We start from the raw sequence: 14,894 nt of genomic DNA, 5'->3' as shown, positions 1-14,894 counted from the left end.
TTTCCTTAATTTAGATAGTCGGTACTTGTTTGTGCCAGTCGGTCGCTAATTGGTATTGGTGCGCAATGCCCAACAATTTGGCTTCGCTGAAATAGTTACCAATCAATTGCAAGCCAACCGGACGTTTGCTGTTCTTTTCGCCTTGACCAAATCCGCACGGCAGCGACATCCCCGGCAAGCCAGCTAAGCTGGTGGACAGGGTGAAAATATCGGCTAAATAGTTCGCCACTGGATCATCGGCTTTATCGCCCAAATCCCACGCTACCGTTGGTGCCACTGGCCCCATAATCACGTCGCATTGTTTAAACGCGGCTTGGAAATCCTCAGCGATCAAGCGGCGGATTTTTTGTGCTTGTAAATAGTAGGCGTCGTAGTAGCCGTGCGATAACACATAGCTGCCGACCAAAATCCGGCGTTTGACTTCGTCACCAAAACCTTCGGTGCGCGATTTTTTGTACATATCGGTTAAGCCGTCGTAGCTTGCCGCGCGGTGACCGTAACGCACACCGTCAAAGCGGCTTAAGTTGGACGATGCTTCGGCTGGGGCGATGACGTAATAGACCGGAATCGATAGTTCAGTTTTGGGCAGGGAAATTTCTACCAAGGTAGCGCCGAGTTCTTCGTATTTAGCCAACGCTGCGCGCACCGCTTGTTCCACGTCGGCCGCCAAACCTGCGCTGAAGAATTCCCGTGGCACGCCGATGCGCAAGCCTTTGAGTGATGTGGATAAATCGCGTCGGAAATCTTCGTCAGGATGCTCCAAGCTAGTTGAATCGCGTGGATCAAAACCGGCCATGCTATTTAATAGCAGCGCGCAATCTTCGGCGCTTTGAGCAATCGGCCCGCCTTGATCGAGTGAGGACGCAAACGCAATCATGCCGTAGCGCGACACGCGCCCGTAAGTAGGTTTAATGCCAGTTACGCCGCAAAACGAAGCTGGTTGGCGAATCGACCCGCCAGTATCTGTTCCGGTAGTCGCCGGGGTTAAACGTGCCGCAATCGCTGCCGCCGAGCCACCGGACGAGCCACCCGGCACCGCGGTTTTATCCCACGGATTTTTTACCGCGCCAAAGAACGAGTTCTCATTGGCTGAACCCATCGCAAATTCATCGCAGTTCAATTTACCGAGCGTGACCATGCCCGCTTGTTGAAAGCGTTCAACCACGGTTGCGTCAAACGGGCTGGTGTAATTGGCCAGCATTTTAGAGCCAGCGGTGGAGCGCCAACCGCGTGTGACGAAGATATCTTTGTGCGCAATCGGAATCCCAGCTAGTGCGTGCGGATTCGCTTGCGCCAAGAGTTTGTCGGCGTGGGCGGCTTGCGCTAAGGTCAAGTCCGCATCAACGTGGGTGAAAGCATTTAAATCGGACGCGGCGATGCGGCTTAAGTAATGCTGCGCTAATTCGGTAGCGGAAATCTGTTTGCTGTGCAGCAGAGCAGATAATTCGGTAAGCGTTTTGGTATGCATGATGTGATTATTTTGTGAGCAATTGGGTGGTATTTAATGAGCGTTAAGCGATTTTGCTGATGAAACACCAATGACTGAAACGGCTAAATCCGGCTTATTCAATGACTTTCGGCACCAAGTACAAGCCATCTTGAGTCGCTGGCGCGCACTCTTGGTAAGCCTCGCGGTGATTGGTTTCGGTCACTTTATCGTCGCGCAAGCGCAGCGCCAATTGATCGACTACCAAGGCAAACGGATGGCTGAGTGGCTCGATGCCGGTTGTATCGATGGCTTGCATCTTTTCGACCAATGCAAAAATGCCATTGAGTTGATCCAGCGTTTTGCCGGTTTGCTCGGGAGATAACTCCAAATGCGCGAGGTGCGCGATGCGGGTTACGTCGGTATCTTTGAGGGACATAATTTTAGGCAGTCTGGTTGATTTTCTAATCAGAAAACGAAGAAAACGGTGAGGTGGGCAAAAGTGCGAAAGCCCCTGTTTTGATTAGAAAAAGAAATAAATGGTTAAAAACACAAATTCGGCGAATTGTCACAGTGAAAAAGCAAGTGTTATTGCTTGTAACTGATCTAAATTTATGCAAATTATAAGGTAGAATGCTGGGTTAATGTCTGATAAGAAGTTGCATTTGCACGTAAGCTGCTAAAGCCCGTTGAGTTTTAGCTGCCGGCTCAGACAATACACCCAATTCCCCAATACATTAAACGCGTTTTGATAACGCACAGGATTAACATGTTCGGTTTTTTTCGTAGTTATTTTTCTAATGACCTAGCAATCGATTTAGGTACAGCAAACACCCTCATTTACGTCCGCGGCCAAGGTATTGTTCTTGATGAGCCATCAGTGGTAGCGATTCGTCAAGAAGGCGGTCCTAACGGCAAAAAAACCATTCAAGCAGTCGGTAAAGAAGCCAAACAAATGTTGGGCAAAGTGCCGGGCAATATCGAAGCCATTCGACCGATGAAAGACGGCGTGATCGCTGACTTTACCGTCACCGAACAAATGTTGAAACAGTTCATCCGCATGGTGCACGACACCAAATTCTTCAAACCTTCCCCACGTATCATCATCTGCGTTCCTTGCGGTTCGACCCAAGTTGAACGCCGCGCGATTCGCGAATCCGCCTTAGGCGCTGGTGCATCGCAAGTGTATTTGATCGAAGAACCAATGGCCGCCGCAATCGGTGCTGGCTTGCCAGTTTCAGAAGCGACTGGTTCGATGGTGGTCGATATCGGTGGTGGTACGACCGAAGTCGGGATTATCTCCTTGGGCGGCATGGTATTTAAAGGCTCGATCCGCGTGGGCGGCGATAAATTTGACGAAGCGATTGTGAACTACATCCGTCGTAACTACGGCATGTTGATCGGTGAGCAAACTGCCGAAGCGATTAAGAAAACCATCGGCTCCGCTTTCCCAGGTTCAGAAGTCAAAGAAATGGAAGTCAAAGGCCGCAACCTGTCCGAAGGTATCCCACGTTCGTTCACGATTTCGAGCAATGAGATTTTGGAAGCCTTAACTGACCCGCTCAACAACATCGTCTCGGCAGTGAAAAACGCCTTGGAACAAACCCCACCAGAACTTGGTGCCGACATCGCGGAAAAAGGCATGATGTTGACCGGCGGTGGCGCGTTGCTGCGTGACTTGGATCGTTTGTTGATGGAAGAAACGGGCTTGCCAGTCATCGTGGCCGAAGATCCATTGACTTGCGTGGTACGCGGTTCCGGCATGGCCTTAGATCGAATTGAAAAATTGGGTTCGATGTTTTCTTACGAATAAGTTGGATTGGCATTCATAAGAAACATACGAAGCGCGCAATCAACGTTTAGCTGGTCGTTGTGATTGATTAGCTAAACGTACTTCACCGGCAGTGCTTCACCAGCAGCTCAATTGTTTTACCCAAAAAACAGCACCAATACTTTTAGTTTTGTTTGCTGTTTTTTTACATTTTTAGAACAGCAAATTCGTTCCGACCAATCGGAATGTGGTGTGCAAATTTATGCAAACTATCACTCGGTTATATTGATTACTAAAAGATGGAATACAGTCCACCACCACTCTTCAAACAAGGCGCATCGGCTCGCGTTAAAGTGGTATTTTTTTCCCTAGTTGCGATTATGTTGTTGGTGATTGACGCCCGTCTGCAATCGCTGAGTTTGGTGCGTCAAGTGGTTGGTTCCGCGCTCTATCCGCTGCAAATGCTGGCCGTCGCGCCGCGCGACGCGGTCAATAGCATGGGTGATTACTTCACCCAACTCAGTACGCTACAAAAAGAAAACGCCGCCTTAAAGCGCGCGCAATTGGCGCAGTCGCTCAGCGTTCAGCAAGATCAACAACTCAAACTCGAAAACGCCCAATTGCGCCGTCTGCTCGCCACTGGCGAACAAGTTCCGGTTAAATCCGTGTTGGCCGAAATTCTTTATGACGCGCGCGATAGTTTTAGTCGTCGCATCATTATCAATCGCGGGACCAAGCACGGCATCGCGCTTGGGCAACCGGTGATTGACGATCAAGGCGTGGTCGGTCAAGTGACACGAATTTTTCCGCTGACTTCCGAAGTCACCTTGTTGACCGATAAAGATCAAGCGATTCCAGTGCAAGTGCAGCGCAACGGTTTGCGCAGCGTGATTTACGGTAAAGGCCAATTCGGCAATTTAGAACTGCGTGTGCCAAGCAATGCCGACATCAAAGCCGGTGACGTGTTAGTCACGTCCGGCATCGATGGGATTTATCCTGCGGGCTTGTTTGTCGCCAAAGTGTCGCTGATTGAAAACAACGCGACCACGACTTTTGAGCGCATCGTCTGCCTGCCGATGGCGGGCTTAGATCGGCACAAAGAAGTCTTGGTGCTGTTAGTCGATACCCATATCGAAGCGCGTCCCGAAGACGAAGACGCCAAGCTGAAAAAAGTTAATCGCCGCGTCACTCGTGACGGTCCCGAAACCCCGCCTAAAGCTAAAGAGGTTCAACCGTGAACCAGCCGCATTACATCTTATTGCCCGCTAGCCCGCTGTTTATTTTTAGCAGCTTATTGATCGCATTTTTGATGAATTTTCTCCCTTGGGGGAACATGGTATTCGTACCGGATTTTGTCGCGCTGGTCTTGGTCTTTTGGAGTATTCATCAGCCGCGCAAAGTGGGCATTGGCGTGGCCTTTGTCATGGGTTTGTTAATGGATGTGCACACCGCTTCGCTGTTGGGCGAAAACGCGCTGGCGTACACTTTGCTGTCCTACTTCGCCATCACGATACACCGCCGCGTGTTGTGGTTTACACCGATGACACAAACCTTGCATGTGTTTCCGTTGTTCTTGTTGACCCAAGTGATTCAATCGTTGATTCAATTAATGGTCAATGGAAAATTTCCCGGCTGGTTATTTTTTAGCGAAAGCTTTGTGACAGCCGCCCTGTGGCCCGTGGCGACTTGGTTGTTGTTAGCTCCGCAGCGCCGCTCTGTGGATCGCGATGATACGCGTCCGATTTGATGTTCCTTGTATTACCACGCTCATTAAGCCGCTCATAGCATGACTGAATTTAAAAATACCGAACGCGAGTTATATTATTTTCGGATGCGCTTATTTGCGATAGCGGGCATCATTCTGTTTTGCTTCACCATGCTATTTGCGCGCTTTGTTTGGCTGCAAATCGTCAAGCATGAAATGTATGCCACCCAAGCCGAAGAGAATCGTATCTCTATCGTGCCAGTGGTCCCGAATCGCGGCTTGATTCTGGACCGCAATGGCGTCGTGTTAGCGCGTAATTTTTCGGCCTACACCTTAGAGATTACGCCGTCCAAAATCAATCAAGACTTAGACGTCGTGATTGACCAATTAGCCGAATTGGTCGATATCCAAGCCAAACATCGCAAGCGGTTTAAAAAGCTAATGGAAGATTCCAAAAGCTTTGAAAGCTTGCCCATCCGTACCCGCTTAACCGACGAAGAAGTTGCGCGGTTCACCGTGCAACGGTTCCGCTTTCCGGGAGTGGAAATCCAAGCCCGCTTATTCCGACAATATCCTCTGGGCGAACTCGCCTCGCACGTCATTGGCTACATTGGCCGCATCAGCGCAGCCGATGCCAAAAAGCTCGATGAGTCCGAAGACGATTCCGATAATTACAGCGGTACCGATTACATCGGCAAAGAAGGTTTAGAGAAAAGTTACGAGCGCGTTTTGCACGGTACGACCGGGATTGAAGAAGTGGAAGTCTCCGCTGGCGGTCGCGCAGTGCGAACGTTGTCGCGTTCACCGGCGACTTCGGGCAGCAATTTGATTTTATCGATAGATATTGAATTGCAAAAAATCGTCGAAGATGCGTTTGGCGACAAGCGCGGTGCCTTGGTCGCGATTGATCCCGAAACTGGCGACGTGTTGGCCTTCGTATCGAAACCAACTTACGATCCGAATCTTTTTGTGGAAGGCATTGATCAAGCGAACTGGGATGCGCTGAACAACTCCATCGACAAGCCGCTCATCAATCGCGCCTTAACCAGTAGCTATCCGCCCGGCTCAACTTATAAACCCTTCATGGCCTTAGCCGGTTTGGAGTTGGGTAAGCGCACACCGAGTTCGGCCATTGTTGACCAAGGTTTTTTTATGTTGGGCGGACATCGTTTTAATGACGATAAAGTCGGCGGTCACGGTGTGGTCGATTTATATAAATCAATTGTGTTGTCGTGCAACACCTATTACTACATGCTGGCGAACGACATCGGCGTAGATGGCATCCATGATTTTATGAAGCCGTTTGGTTTTGGCGAAAAAACCGGCATCGATTTGGAACATGAGCGCAGCGGGATTTTGCCTTCCACCGAATGGAAGCGTTCGATGTACAAAAAGCCCGCGCAACAAAAATGGTATGCCGGTGAAACCATCTCGTTAGGAAACGGGCAAGGCTATAACAGCTACACCATGCTGCAAATCGCGCATGCCGTTGCAACGCTGGCCAATAACGGCGTCGTGATGCGACCGCATTTGGTCAAAATGATCGAAGACCCGCAAACGCATCAACGCGCCTTAACGGTACCAAAAGAAAGTTATCGTATTCCGCTCAAACAAGAAAACATCGACATCATTAAAAACGCCATGGCAGGCGTAACCAAGGAAGGCACATCGCGCCCAGTGTTTGCCAATGCGGGTTACGAATCGGCTGGTAAAACTGGTACCGCGCAAGTTATTGGTATTAAAAAGGGTGAAAAATACAACGAGAAAAATGTCGCCCTGCGTTTCCGCGATCACGCTTTGTACACCGCTTTTGCGCCAGTCGATAAACCACGTATTGCGATTGCCATGATTGTCGAAAATGGCGGTTTCGGTGCCGCCGGTGCCGCACCGATTGCTAAGCTAGCGTTGGATTATTTCTTGCTCGGCAAACGCCCCGACGATAAATCCAAAGAACTACTCAAGATGATGGACACCGATAATCCTGCAGTAGAAAAAGTCGATGCCTCCTTGATGCAATCCGAATCGGAAGTCAAAGCCGAAGCCGAATCCGAAGGCGGCCCAGCGCCCGGCGCAACTAGCCCTGCTCCTAAAAACTAATTGATTACCGGATAAGACCTCGTTATGCGCAGATACCGTTCACCTTGGCAAGTCATCAAACCGTATGTCACGGTGTTTGATGGCCCGTTAGCGATTATTATTTTTCTGATTATGTCGGTCGGAATTGTTACCTTGTATTCCGCCGGGATTGATTTCCCCGGGCGGGTCGAAGACCAACTGCGCAATATCGTCGTGGCCTTTATCGTGATGTGGATTGCTGCCATGACGCCGCCGCAAACACTGATGCGCTTCGCCGTTCCGGTTTATACGGTCGGCGTCACTTTGTTGATTGCGGTAGCGTTATTTGGGATTGTGAAAAAAGGTTCGCGTCGTTGGATTAATATCGGCATGGTGGTGCAGCCATCGGAACTCATGAAAATCGCTATGCCGTTAATGTTGGCATGGTATTTCCAAAAACGCGAAGGCGCGGTCGGCTGGCGCGAATTTTTGGTCGCCGCTGGATTACTCATTTTGCCGATTGGCTTCATCGTTAAGCAACCCGATTTAGGCACCGCGATGTTGGTGTTGGCAGCAGGTTTGTCGGTAATTTTTTTGGCCGGTTTGTCGTGGCGGGTGATTATTGGCGCGGTAGTGTTGGCCGCCGCCAGCATGCCTTTGGTATGGCACAACATGCACGATTATCAGCGCGAACGGGTGTTAACGTTGATCGATCCGACCACCGATCCGCTTGGAAAAGGCTTCCACATTATTCAATCCACGATTGCGGTAGGCTCGGGCGGTATTACTGGAAAAGGTTGGTTGAACGGCACGCAAGCGCACTTGGAATTTATTCCGGAACGCACCACCGATTTTATTTTCGCAGTATTTTCTGAAGAGTTTGGTTTGATCGGTTGCTGTGTTTTATTGGTGCTGTATTTATTGTTCTTCGCACGCGGATTAATGATTGCCGCGAACGCGCCGACTTTTTTCACGCGCCTATTAGCCGGTTCGATTACGACGATTTTCTTTACCTACGCCTTCGTCAATATGGGCATGGTCAGCGGCATCGTGCCGGTGGTTGGGGTGCCATTGCCGATGATGAGTTATGGCGGTACGGCCTTGGTGACGCTGGCTTTGGGCGCGGGAATTTTGATGAGTATTCAACGTCATCGTAAATTGATTCAGAGCTGATTTAGCTTGGAATATTGATTGAAGGAGGCTGGGATGCATAAAATCAAGCAATATAGTCGGCTGCTCAATGCGCTAAGTCTGTGCGTCGTTCTTGCTTTGCTCTCGGCTTGCGGCAGCGCGCCTAAAGTATCTTCTGCCCCCACGCCTGCGCCACGCGCAGCAATGCCTGCCACAACTGCGCCAGTAGCCGGACAAGCCGCCCCGAATTTACCGAAAGCAGGTTCGGGACGCGGCGGTTATTACAAAGACGATGGTCCGGGCGATAATCCGCCACCCGGCTTGGAATTGACGTTGGATGCAGAGCCAAAAGTTGAGCCGTATTCCAAATCCGGCAACAAGCCCTATGTTGTGTTCGGTAAAACTTATGTGCCGCTGATTGACGACACGCCTTTTTCCCAAACGGGTACGGGAAGCTGGTACGGGAAAAAATTCCACGGACAAAAAACCTCGTCGGGTGAACCTTACGATATGTACAAAATGACGGCTGCGCATCCAACCTTGCCGATTCCTTCCTATGCGCGCATCACCAATTTGAGCAACGGTAAGCAAGTCATCGTAAAGATCAATGATCGCGGCCCGTTTCATACCAACCGTATCGTCGATTTATCCTATACCGCCGCGCTCAAGTTGGATTACTTGGGCAAGGGAAGTAGCGAGTTGTTGTTGGAACGTTTGCTGCCCGCCGATATTGAAAAAATGGCCGAAAACAAAAAGAATCGTGTGACCGAAACAGTCGCTACTGCTTCCCCTTCTACCTTCGTGCCAAGCTCGGCGCCAATTTCCGCCCCACCTGCGTTGACAGTCACGGCCTTACCGGCAACGGCAGCAGCATCAACGGTAGGTTCGACTGCTGTTGGTGGCGTTAGCGCGGTGAAGCCCGATACGGCGGCGTTTGAAAATTTAGTCGCCAGTAATTCCGCTGCACCCGTTAATCCTCAACCCAATATGTCGGCACCCGCTGTGAGCGCCGCGGTGAGCAGCGCGTCAGTGCCGCCGGTGATTAATTCGCCCAACCCGGCGAGCGGCTTTTATTTGCAGTTTGGCGCGTTTGGATTGCGTTCCAATGCCGAAGCGACGTTTACCCGTTTGCAAGAAACCTTAAAGCAATTGCCCAGCTTTGAAATTGTGCAGCAAGGGACCTTGTATCGCCTATTTAGTGGGCCGTTTGTAAGCCGCGATGAGGCCAACCGCGCGATCCAATTGGCGCTTAGTGCGGGCGTATCGAAACCAGTGATAGTGCAGCGTTGATGGTTGTTGGTGATAGAAAAAAAGGGCACGATGTGCCCTTTTTTTGTGGCCTAACTTTGCCGTACTTTTAGTTAATCAAGGCCGCTAAATTTTTCGCGACTTCGCGTTTGGCCACAATAACGCTGGTTGCGCCTTGCTGTTTTAAATGCTCAGCTTCCACATCAGTCATGGCGCGCGCGATGATTTTGATGGCAGGATTTAAGGAATGGGCATAGCTGATGAGCTGGCCAGAGATAATCGGGTCGGACATCGTCAACACCAAACAGTGCGCCGTACTAATCATGGCCGCATCCAATACCCCGGGCGCGGCAGCGTAGCCGAACACCGTAGGAATTTCTTGCTTGCCCATGTCATGCAAAATATCGGGATGATCTTCCACTACGATAAACGGCTTGTGCCTAGCTTGTAGTTCTTCTCCGACTAGCTGCCCCAACTCGCCATAGCCGACCAAAATTGTGTGACCTTCTTGTTGCGCGCAAGCGGCGGCGTTATCGGTTTCGACTTCTTGTTTTTCTGGATGGCGATGCTCTAACCAAGGTTTTAATTTGTCTAAGCAGGCAAATACAAACGGATTCAGGATGATGGAAATAATCGAGCCAGCTAAGATCAAATCGCGCCCTTCGGTGGGCAAAATTCCCAAGCTAATTCCCAACGTAGCCAGAATGAACGAGAACTCACCAATTTGCGCCAAGCTCGCTGAAATGGTTAAAGCGGTCGATAAAGAATGGCGGAACGCCAGCACCAACACCAAGGACACCAGCGATTTACCGAGTACGATAATTAACACCGTTGCCAGCACCATCCAAGGTTGGCGCAGCAAAACGGACGGATCAAACAACATTCCGACCGAGACGAAAAATAAGACTGAGAACACTTCACGCAGCGGCAACGATTCTTCCGCCGCACGATGACTGAGTTCCGATTCGGCCAACATCATTCCCGCAAAGAATGCGCCCAAGGCGAATGACACACCAAACAAGTAGGTCGATCCGAGCGCAAATCCCAAGGCAATCGCCAACACGCACAAGCCGAATAATTCGCGTGAACCGTTGGCTGCAATACGCTGCAAAATCCACGGAATAGCGCGCTTACCAAAAATCAGCATGACCGCCACAAAGGCGATGACTTTGCCGATGGTAATGGCAAAGGTGGTGAGGAATTCACCCATGCTGAGTACTTCGCCAGTGCCGCCCAATAAACCTGACAGCGCCGGAATCAACACCAGCGCCAGCACCATAATGATGTCTTCAACAATGAGCCAACCAATGGCGATTTGACCGCGCCGCGTGTCGATTAAATTGCGCTCGCCCAACGCAGTCAGCAAGACCACGGTGCTAGCGCACGACAAAGACAAACCAAAAATAATCCCCTGCCCGATCTGCCAGCCCATGCCCCATGCCAAGCCCATGCCTAACAGAGTGGCCGCACCGATTTGCAGCGCGGCACCGGGAATAGCAATCGACTTCACCGCCAACAAATCTTTGAGAGAAAAATGCATCCCCACGCCAAACATCAGCAAAATCACACCAATCTCGGCCAGCTCCTGCGCTAAATACGTATCGGCGACAAAGCCCGGCGTAAAAGGCCCAGCCACGATGCCCGCGATCAAATAGCCCACTAACGGCGGCATACGCAAACGGTTGGCAATGGCACCAAAGATAAATGCCAAAACTAGCCCGCCGACGATGGTTGCAATTAGTGGAGTTTGATGGAGCATAGTGGCGAGTTCCTATGTGATGGGTGGAAATGTGAAGTTCTTGTTAAGGCGGCAATACAGATTTTTGCAAGTTTAGCGCAAGTTCATACAGCCCATTCTTTTTTTGTCCGGTTAATTGGGCGGCTAATTGCGCTGCTTGTTTGACCGAACAGCTGTCCAACAAAATCGTCAGCACTCGCTTAGCTTCGGTGAGTTCGGCATCGGCATCTTGTGAGGCGCCTTCAAGCAAAACGACGTACTCGCCTTTTTCGCGGTGACTATCTGCAGCCAACCACGCGGCGGCATCGGCCACATCGCAGCGATGAATTTCTTCAAATAATTTAGTCAGCTCGCGTGCTAATACGATCTTACGATTAGGCGGAAAAATCGCTGCTAAGGCGTTGACTGTCTCAACAATCCGATGCGGCGCTTCGTAAAAAACCAAGGTCGCCGGAACCGCGATGAGCTTATTCAATGCGCTGTCACGTTGGCCGGCTTTGCTCGGTAAAAATCCGACGAAATAAAACTGATCCTGAATTAAACCGCTGGCAGATAACGCGCTGATGACAGCACTCGCGCCCGGCAAGGGCACAACTTTTAATCCTGCTGCGCGCACTGCATCGACAATCCGCGCGCCCGGGTCGGACACCGCTGGCGTTCCCGCGTCCGAGACTAAAGCAATGCTTTCACCGGTTTGCAAACGTTGAATGATTTTCAGCGCGACCTCGTTTTCGTTGTGTTGATGCGCCGCGATGAGTGGCTTGGAGAGGCCGAGTTGCTTAAGCAGTTGTGAGGTATTGCGCGTATCTTCGCAAGCAATGGCGGCCACGGTCGACAGCACATGCAAGGCGCGGAAAGTGATGTCGGCGGTATTGCCAATTGGCGTCGCAACAATATACAAGCACGAGGCTGGATAGGACTGCTGCGCCGCGTGCGCCAAAAGTGGGTGTTGATCGCTCATTGAAATGGGGCAAATAAGATGGGAAGCGAAGATTGTGCGCGTATCAATCGGCTAGCACAAGGTTAGTGTGTATTAAATAGTGTGTTTATCGATAGATTTCGGAGAACGGGAGTTACCGCCATGTTTGGCATCGATCAGCCGAAGACTTGCATTAATAGCAAATTTGGATTGAATAAAAAGCAGCACATCATCACGGGTTTATCTACGAGGATTAAATTTTTTAAGTGACGCTGTAAGGATTTATAGCTAGATTCGACCAATTTTAGCCAAGCACAGACTCGTCAAACTCCGCCCCTTGTCGGTTCGCAATCGTTCAAACCCACCATAAAAGTGTTAATTAATCCAATCAGCCCCAGAATTATGCGCGTAGTTGAGTCACTAACTATCGATCTCAACCACAGCGTTATACACCTATGAACTGGCTAGCAAAGCTAAAACCCAACCGACAACAACTAGGTCAAGAAGGGGAGCAGCAAGCGCTGGCTTACCTACAACAGCAGGGCTTGATCTTGATTGAGCGAAATTACCGGCGTCCGTTTGGTGAAATTGACTTAATCATGCGCGACCATTCCACCTTGGTTTTTGTGGAAGTGCGAAGTCGCGCCAAAGGCCGTTTTGGCGGGGCAGCAGCATCGATTACACCGACTAAGCAACGTCGTCTGATCTTAGCCGCCCAATCGTACTTGCAATCCTTTACGCATCCACCCGCTTGTCGATTTGATGTCATTGCGATTGACGCGGGCCAAGTCACGTGGCTTACAAATGTTATGCTCGGGTAACATGGAATAAGAGAAATATTCCAGCCCGATAGTCTATAATCGTGCGATTGTTTAGCTCCACCATTTCCTAACAGAACCCTCGACGTTGATACGATCATGACAAACGAACAAATCCTAATGCACTTCCGCGAAAGTGCTGAGCTCAAAATGCAAGCGGCTGAAGTGCTGGCTGACCCAATCGCCAAAGCGGTGGACATCATGTTTACCGCGCTATCGAATGGCAACAAAATCCTAGCGTGCGGTAACGGCGGCTCGGCGGCGGATTGCCAACATTTTGCGGCGGAATTAGTCGGGCGCTTTGAGCGCGAACGTTTGCCCTTGCCAGCGATGGCCTTAACAACCGACACATCCATCATCAGCGCAGTCGGCAACGATTACAGTTTTTCTGAAATCTATTCCAAGCAAGTGCAAGCCTTTGGCCAAGCGGGCGACGTGTTGCTAGCGATTTCCACCTCGGGCAATTCGGGCAACGTGGTGCAAGCGGTCGAAGCGGCTTTGGAGCGCGAAATGCGCGTGGTGGCATTAACTGGCAAAAACGGCGGCGTAATCGCCACAATGTTGACTCCAGAAGACGCCAATATCTGCGTGCCGCATGAGCGCACCGCACGAATTCAAGAAGTCCATTTACTTACCATCCATTGCATTTGCGATGGAATCGACAACGCCTTATTTGGAGGAGAAGTAAATGAATAAATCCCCACGTCACTGGGATCAACTGCTGCAATCAGCTAAGCGTCCGTTATTAGCGGCCACGCTTGGTGTGACGCTGTTATCGAGCTTATCGGGTTGTGCTGTGCTGTTTGTGGGTGGTGCAGTGGGCGGTGCCATGTCCGCATCCGACCGCCGCACTTTTGGTGCGCAAACAGAAGACACCTCGATTGAGTTTAAAGGCGGTTCGCGTATTTCTACCGTGTTTGGTGATGCGGTGCATGTCAACGTCAATAGCTATAACCGCAAAGTATTATTGACCGGTGAAGTGAAAGATGAAGCGACTAAAGCCAAAGTGGGCGCAGAGATTGCGGCGTTAGAAAACGTGTCGTCCGTAGTCAATGAAATTCAAGTCTCGATGTTTTTATCGAGCTTCGGTTCCCGTTCGTCCGATACGCTGTTGGCGAGCAAAGTGCGGGCTAAATTGGTCGGCACCAAAGACATTTATTCTAGCTCGTTCAAAATCGTTACCGAAGCGGGCGTGGTGTATTTAATGGGTCGTGTTTCAGTACGTGAAGGCGATACGGCTGCAGCGTCGATTCAAGAAGTTTCAGGCGTTCAAAAAATCGTTAAAGTGTATGAATATATTGATGAAGCTGAAGTGAAGAAATTCACCGCAAAACCGGCAGAAGCACCGCCACCAGCGAATTGAAGCATTTAAGTAGGATGTTAAAAAGCCGTTCAGGATGAATACCTTGAACGGCTTTTTTATTACCGGTTTAATCAGGCTGTAAATGCAACGCGCAATTATTTTTTGGCAGGTGCAGGTTCAACCGCTACGGCGATTGCATCGTGGAATACCGCGTGCACTTCATCACCGACTTTGAGCTTGCTAATGTCGATCGAGCTTGGCACGGAAATAGTGAGCGTGCGAGTTGCGCCTTGCAAGGTTGCGGTGCCGGCTTTTTTGTCGATGGACTGAATTAACGCAATCACTTCAACGGTACGTTCACCAACTATACCGGGCTTGTCGCCGGGCGCCGCGCTCGAGCCGCTCGATGATTCAATCGTTTCGCGAATGCCGCTTGATTTGGACGCTGGTTCAATCTGCGCCGCGACCGCCAGCGTATAGCTAATTAATACGTCATCGCCGACTTTGACTTGGTCGAAATTATGCAATTCAGCCGGAACGCGCACAGCGATATATTGGCGTTTTGGTGTACGGATTACCGCAAAGCGATTGGCCTTGTCGAGTTCAACAATTTTGGCCTGAGTTTTAATTTCGTTGATGCTGACGCGAATTGGTGAACTCATGTCTGTGGCAGCAGGTGCGGCAGTGGATTGCGCCAAGACAGCAGTGCTCAACAACGGTAAGGCAAGTGCCAATGCGGCAGAAAGCTGGTTAAAGCGTGTCATGAATTTCCCCGGTAAA

At 50.4% G+C, this 14,894-nt stretch carries 14 protein-coding genes; 9 read left to right on the top strand and 5 right to left on the bottom strand.

The genetic code is table 11. The features are described 5' to 3' along the window. Positions 1 to 10 precede the first annotated feature (10 nt). Together gatA and gatC are read right to left on the bottom strand one after the other, a co-directional pair. On the bottom strand, positions 11 to 1,468 hold the full coding sequence (gene gatA / locus E2I14_RS17210) for an Asp-tRNA(Asn)/Glu-tRNA(Gln) amidotransferase subunit GatA (protein WP_133330820.1): 1,458 nt from the start codon (positions 1,466 to 1,468) through the stop codon (positions 11 to 13). Positions 1,469 to 1,562: 94 nt separating this feature from the next. Beyond that, entirely contained in the window at positions 1,563 to 1,865 is a 303-nt protein-coding gene (gatC, locus tag E2I14_RS17205; RefSeq protein ID WP_133330818.1) for an Asp-tRNA(Asn)/Glu-tRNA(Gln) amidotransferase subunit GatC, read from the bottom strand. A gap of 330 nt (positions 1,866 to 2,195) precedes the next feature. Here gatC and E2I14_RS17200 point away from each other — a divergent pair, with 330 nt between their 5' ends. The 6 genes from E2I14_RS17200 (at position 2,196) to E2I14_RS17175 (ending at position 9,378) form a co-directional block, all read left to right on the top strand. After that, positions 2,196 to 3,239 carry a rod shape-determining protein gene (locus E2I14_RS17200; protein ID WP_133330816.1) on the top strand — a complete coding sequence of 348 codons (1,044 nt, stop codon included), beginning with the start codon at positions 2,196 to 2,198 and terminating at the stop codon, positions 3,237 to 3,239. Between the two features lie 257 nt (positions 3,240 to 3,496). Next, a complete protein-coding gene (mreC, locus tag E2I14_RS17195; protein ID WP_133330814.1) occupies positions 3,497 to 4,435 on the top strand; it encodes a rod shape-determining protein MreC in 939 nt (312 codons plus the stop codon). After that, positions 4,432 to 4,944 carry a rod shape-determining protein MreD gene (mreD, locus tag E2I14_RS17190; RefSeq protein WP_133330812.1) on the top strand — a complete coding sequence of 171 codons (513 nt, stop codon included), beginning with the start codon at positions 4,432 to 4,434 and terminating at the stop codon, positions 4,942 to 4,944. The genes mreC and mreD overlap by 4 nt, the downstream gene beginning before the upstream one ends. A gap of 39 nt (positions 4,945 to 4,983) precedes the next feature. Continuing rightward, complete coding sequence (mrdA, locus tag E2I14_RS17185; protein WP_133330810.1) at positions 4,984 to 6,999, top strand: penicillin-binding protein 2; 2,016 nt, start codon at positions 4,984 to 4,986, stop codon at positions 6,997 to 6,999. Between the two features lie 24 nt (positions 7,000 to 7,023). After that, entirely contained in the window at positions 7,024 to 8,130 is a 1,107-nt protein-coding gene (gene rodA / locus E2I14_RS17180; RefSeq protein WP_133330808.1) for a rod shape-determining protein RodA, read from the top strand. Positions 8,131 to 8,163: 33 nt separating this feature from the next. Further along, the gene (locus E2I14_RS17175) at positions 8,164 to 9,378 is read left to right on the top strand and encodes a septal ring lytic transglycosylase RlpA family protein (RefSeq protein WP_133330806.1); all 1,215 of its coding nucleotides are present in this window, start codon (positions 8,164 to 8,166) and stop codon (positions 9,376 to 9,378) included. Positions 9,379 to 9,445: 67 nt separating this feature from the next. Here E2I14_RS17175 and ybaL read toward each other — a convergent pair whose 3' ends face one another. Next, entirely contained in the window at positions 9,446 to 11,095 is a 1,650-nt protein-coding gene (gene ybaL / locus E2I14_RS17170; RefSeq protein WP_133330804.1) for a YbaL family putative K(+) efflux transporter, read from the bottom strand. 43 nt (positions 11,096 to 11,138) lie between these two features. Further along, complete coding sequence (gene rsmI / locus E2I14_RS17165) at positions 11,139 to 12,035, bottom strand: 16S rRNA (cytidine(1402)-2'-O)-methyltransferase (RefSeq protein ID WP_133330802.1); 897 nt, start codon at positions 12,033 to 12,035, stop codon at positions 11,139 to 11,141. A 413-nt stretch (positions 12,036 to 12,448) separates the two neighbouring features. Here rsmI and E2I14_RS17160 point away from each other — a divergent pair, with 413 nt between their 5' ends. From E2I14_RS17160 to E2I14_RS17150, 3 genes are all read left to right on the top strand, one after another. After that, entirely contained in the window at positions 12,449 to 12,814 is a 366-nt protein-coding gene (locus tag E2I14_RS17160) for a YraN family protein (RefSeq protein ID WP_133330800.1), read from the top strand. A 96-nt stretch (positions 12,815 to 12,910) separates the two neighbouring features. Continuing rightward, complete coding sequence (locus tag E2I14_RS17155) at positions 12,911 to 13,507, top strand: phosphoheptose isomerase (RefSeq protein ID WP_133330798.1); 597 nt, start codon at positions 12,911 to 12,913, stop codon at positions 13,505 to 13,507. Beyond that, positions 13,500 to 14,174: a BON domain-containing protein gene (locus E2I14_RS17150; protein WP_133330796.1), complete on the top strand. Its 675-nt coding sequence runs from the start codon at positions 13,500 to 13,502 to the stop codon at positions 14,172 to 14,174. Before E2I14_RS17155 ends, E2I14_RS17150 begins: the two co-directional genes overlap by 8 nt. A 95-nt stretch (positions 14,175 to 14,269) precedes the next feature. On the opposite strand, the gene E2I14_RS17145 is transcribed toward E2I14_RS17150, so the two are convergent. Further along, positions 14,270 to 14,878 (bottom strand): hypothetical protein, encoded by a 609-nt coding sequence (locus E2I14_RS17145; RefSeq protein ID WP_133330794.1) that lies wholly within the window; start codon positions 14,876 to 14,878, stop codon positions 14,270 to 14,272. Positions 14,879 to 14,894 lie beyond the last annotated feature (16 nt).

Source organism: Sapientia aquatica (genome assembly GCF_004358105.1).
GTDB classification, from domain to species: Bacteria; Pseudomonadota; Gammaproteobacteria; order Burkholderiales; family Burkholderiaceae_D; genus Solimicrobium; species Solimicrobium aquaticum.
This window is presented reverse-complemented; position numbering and strand designations above follow the sequence as displayed.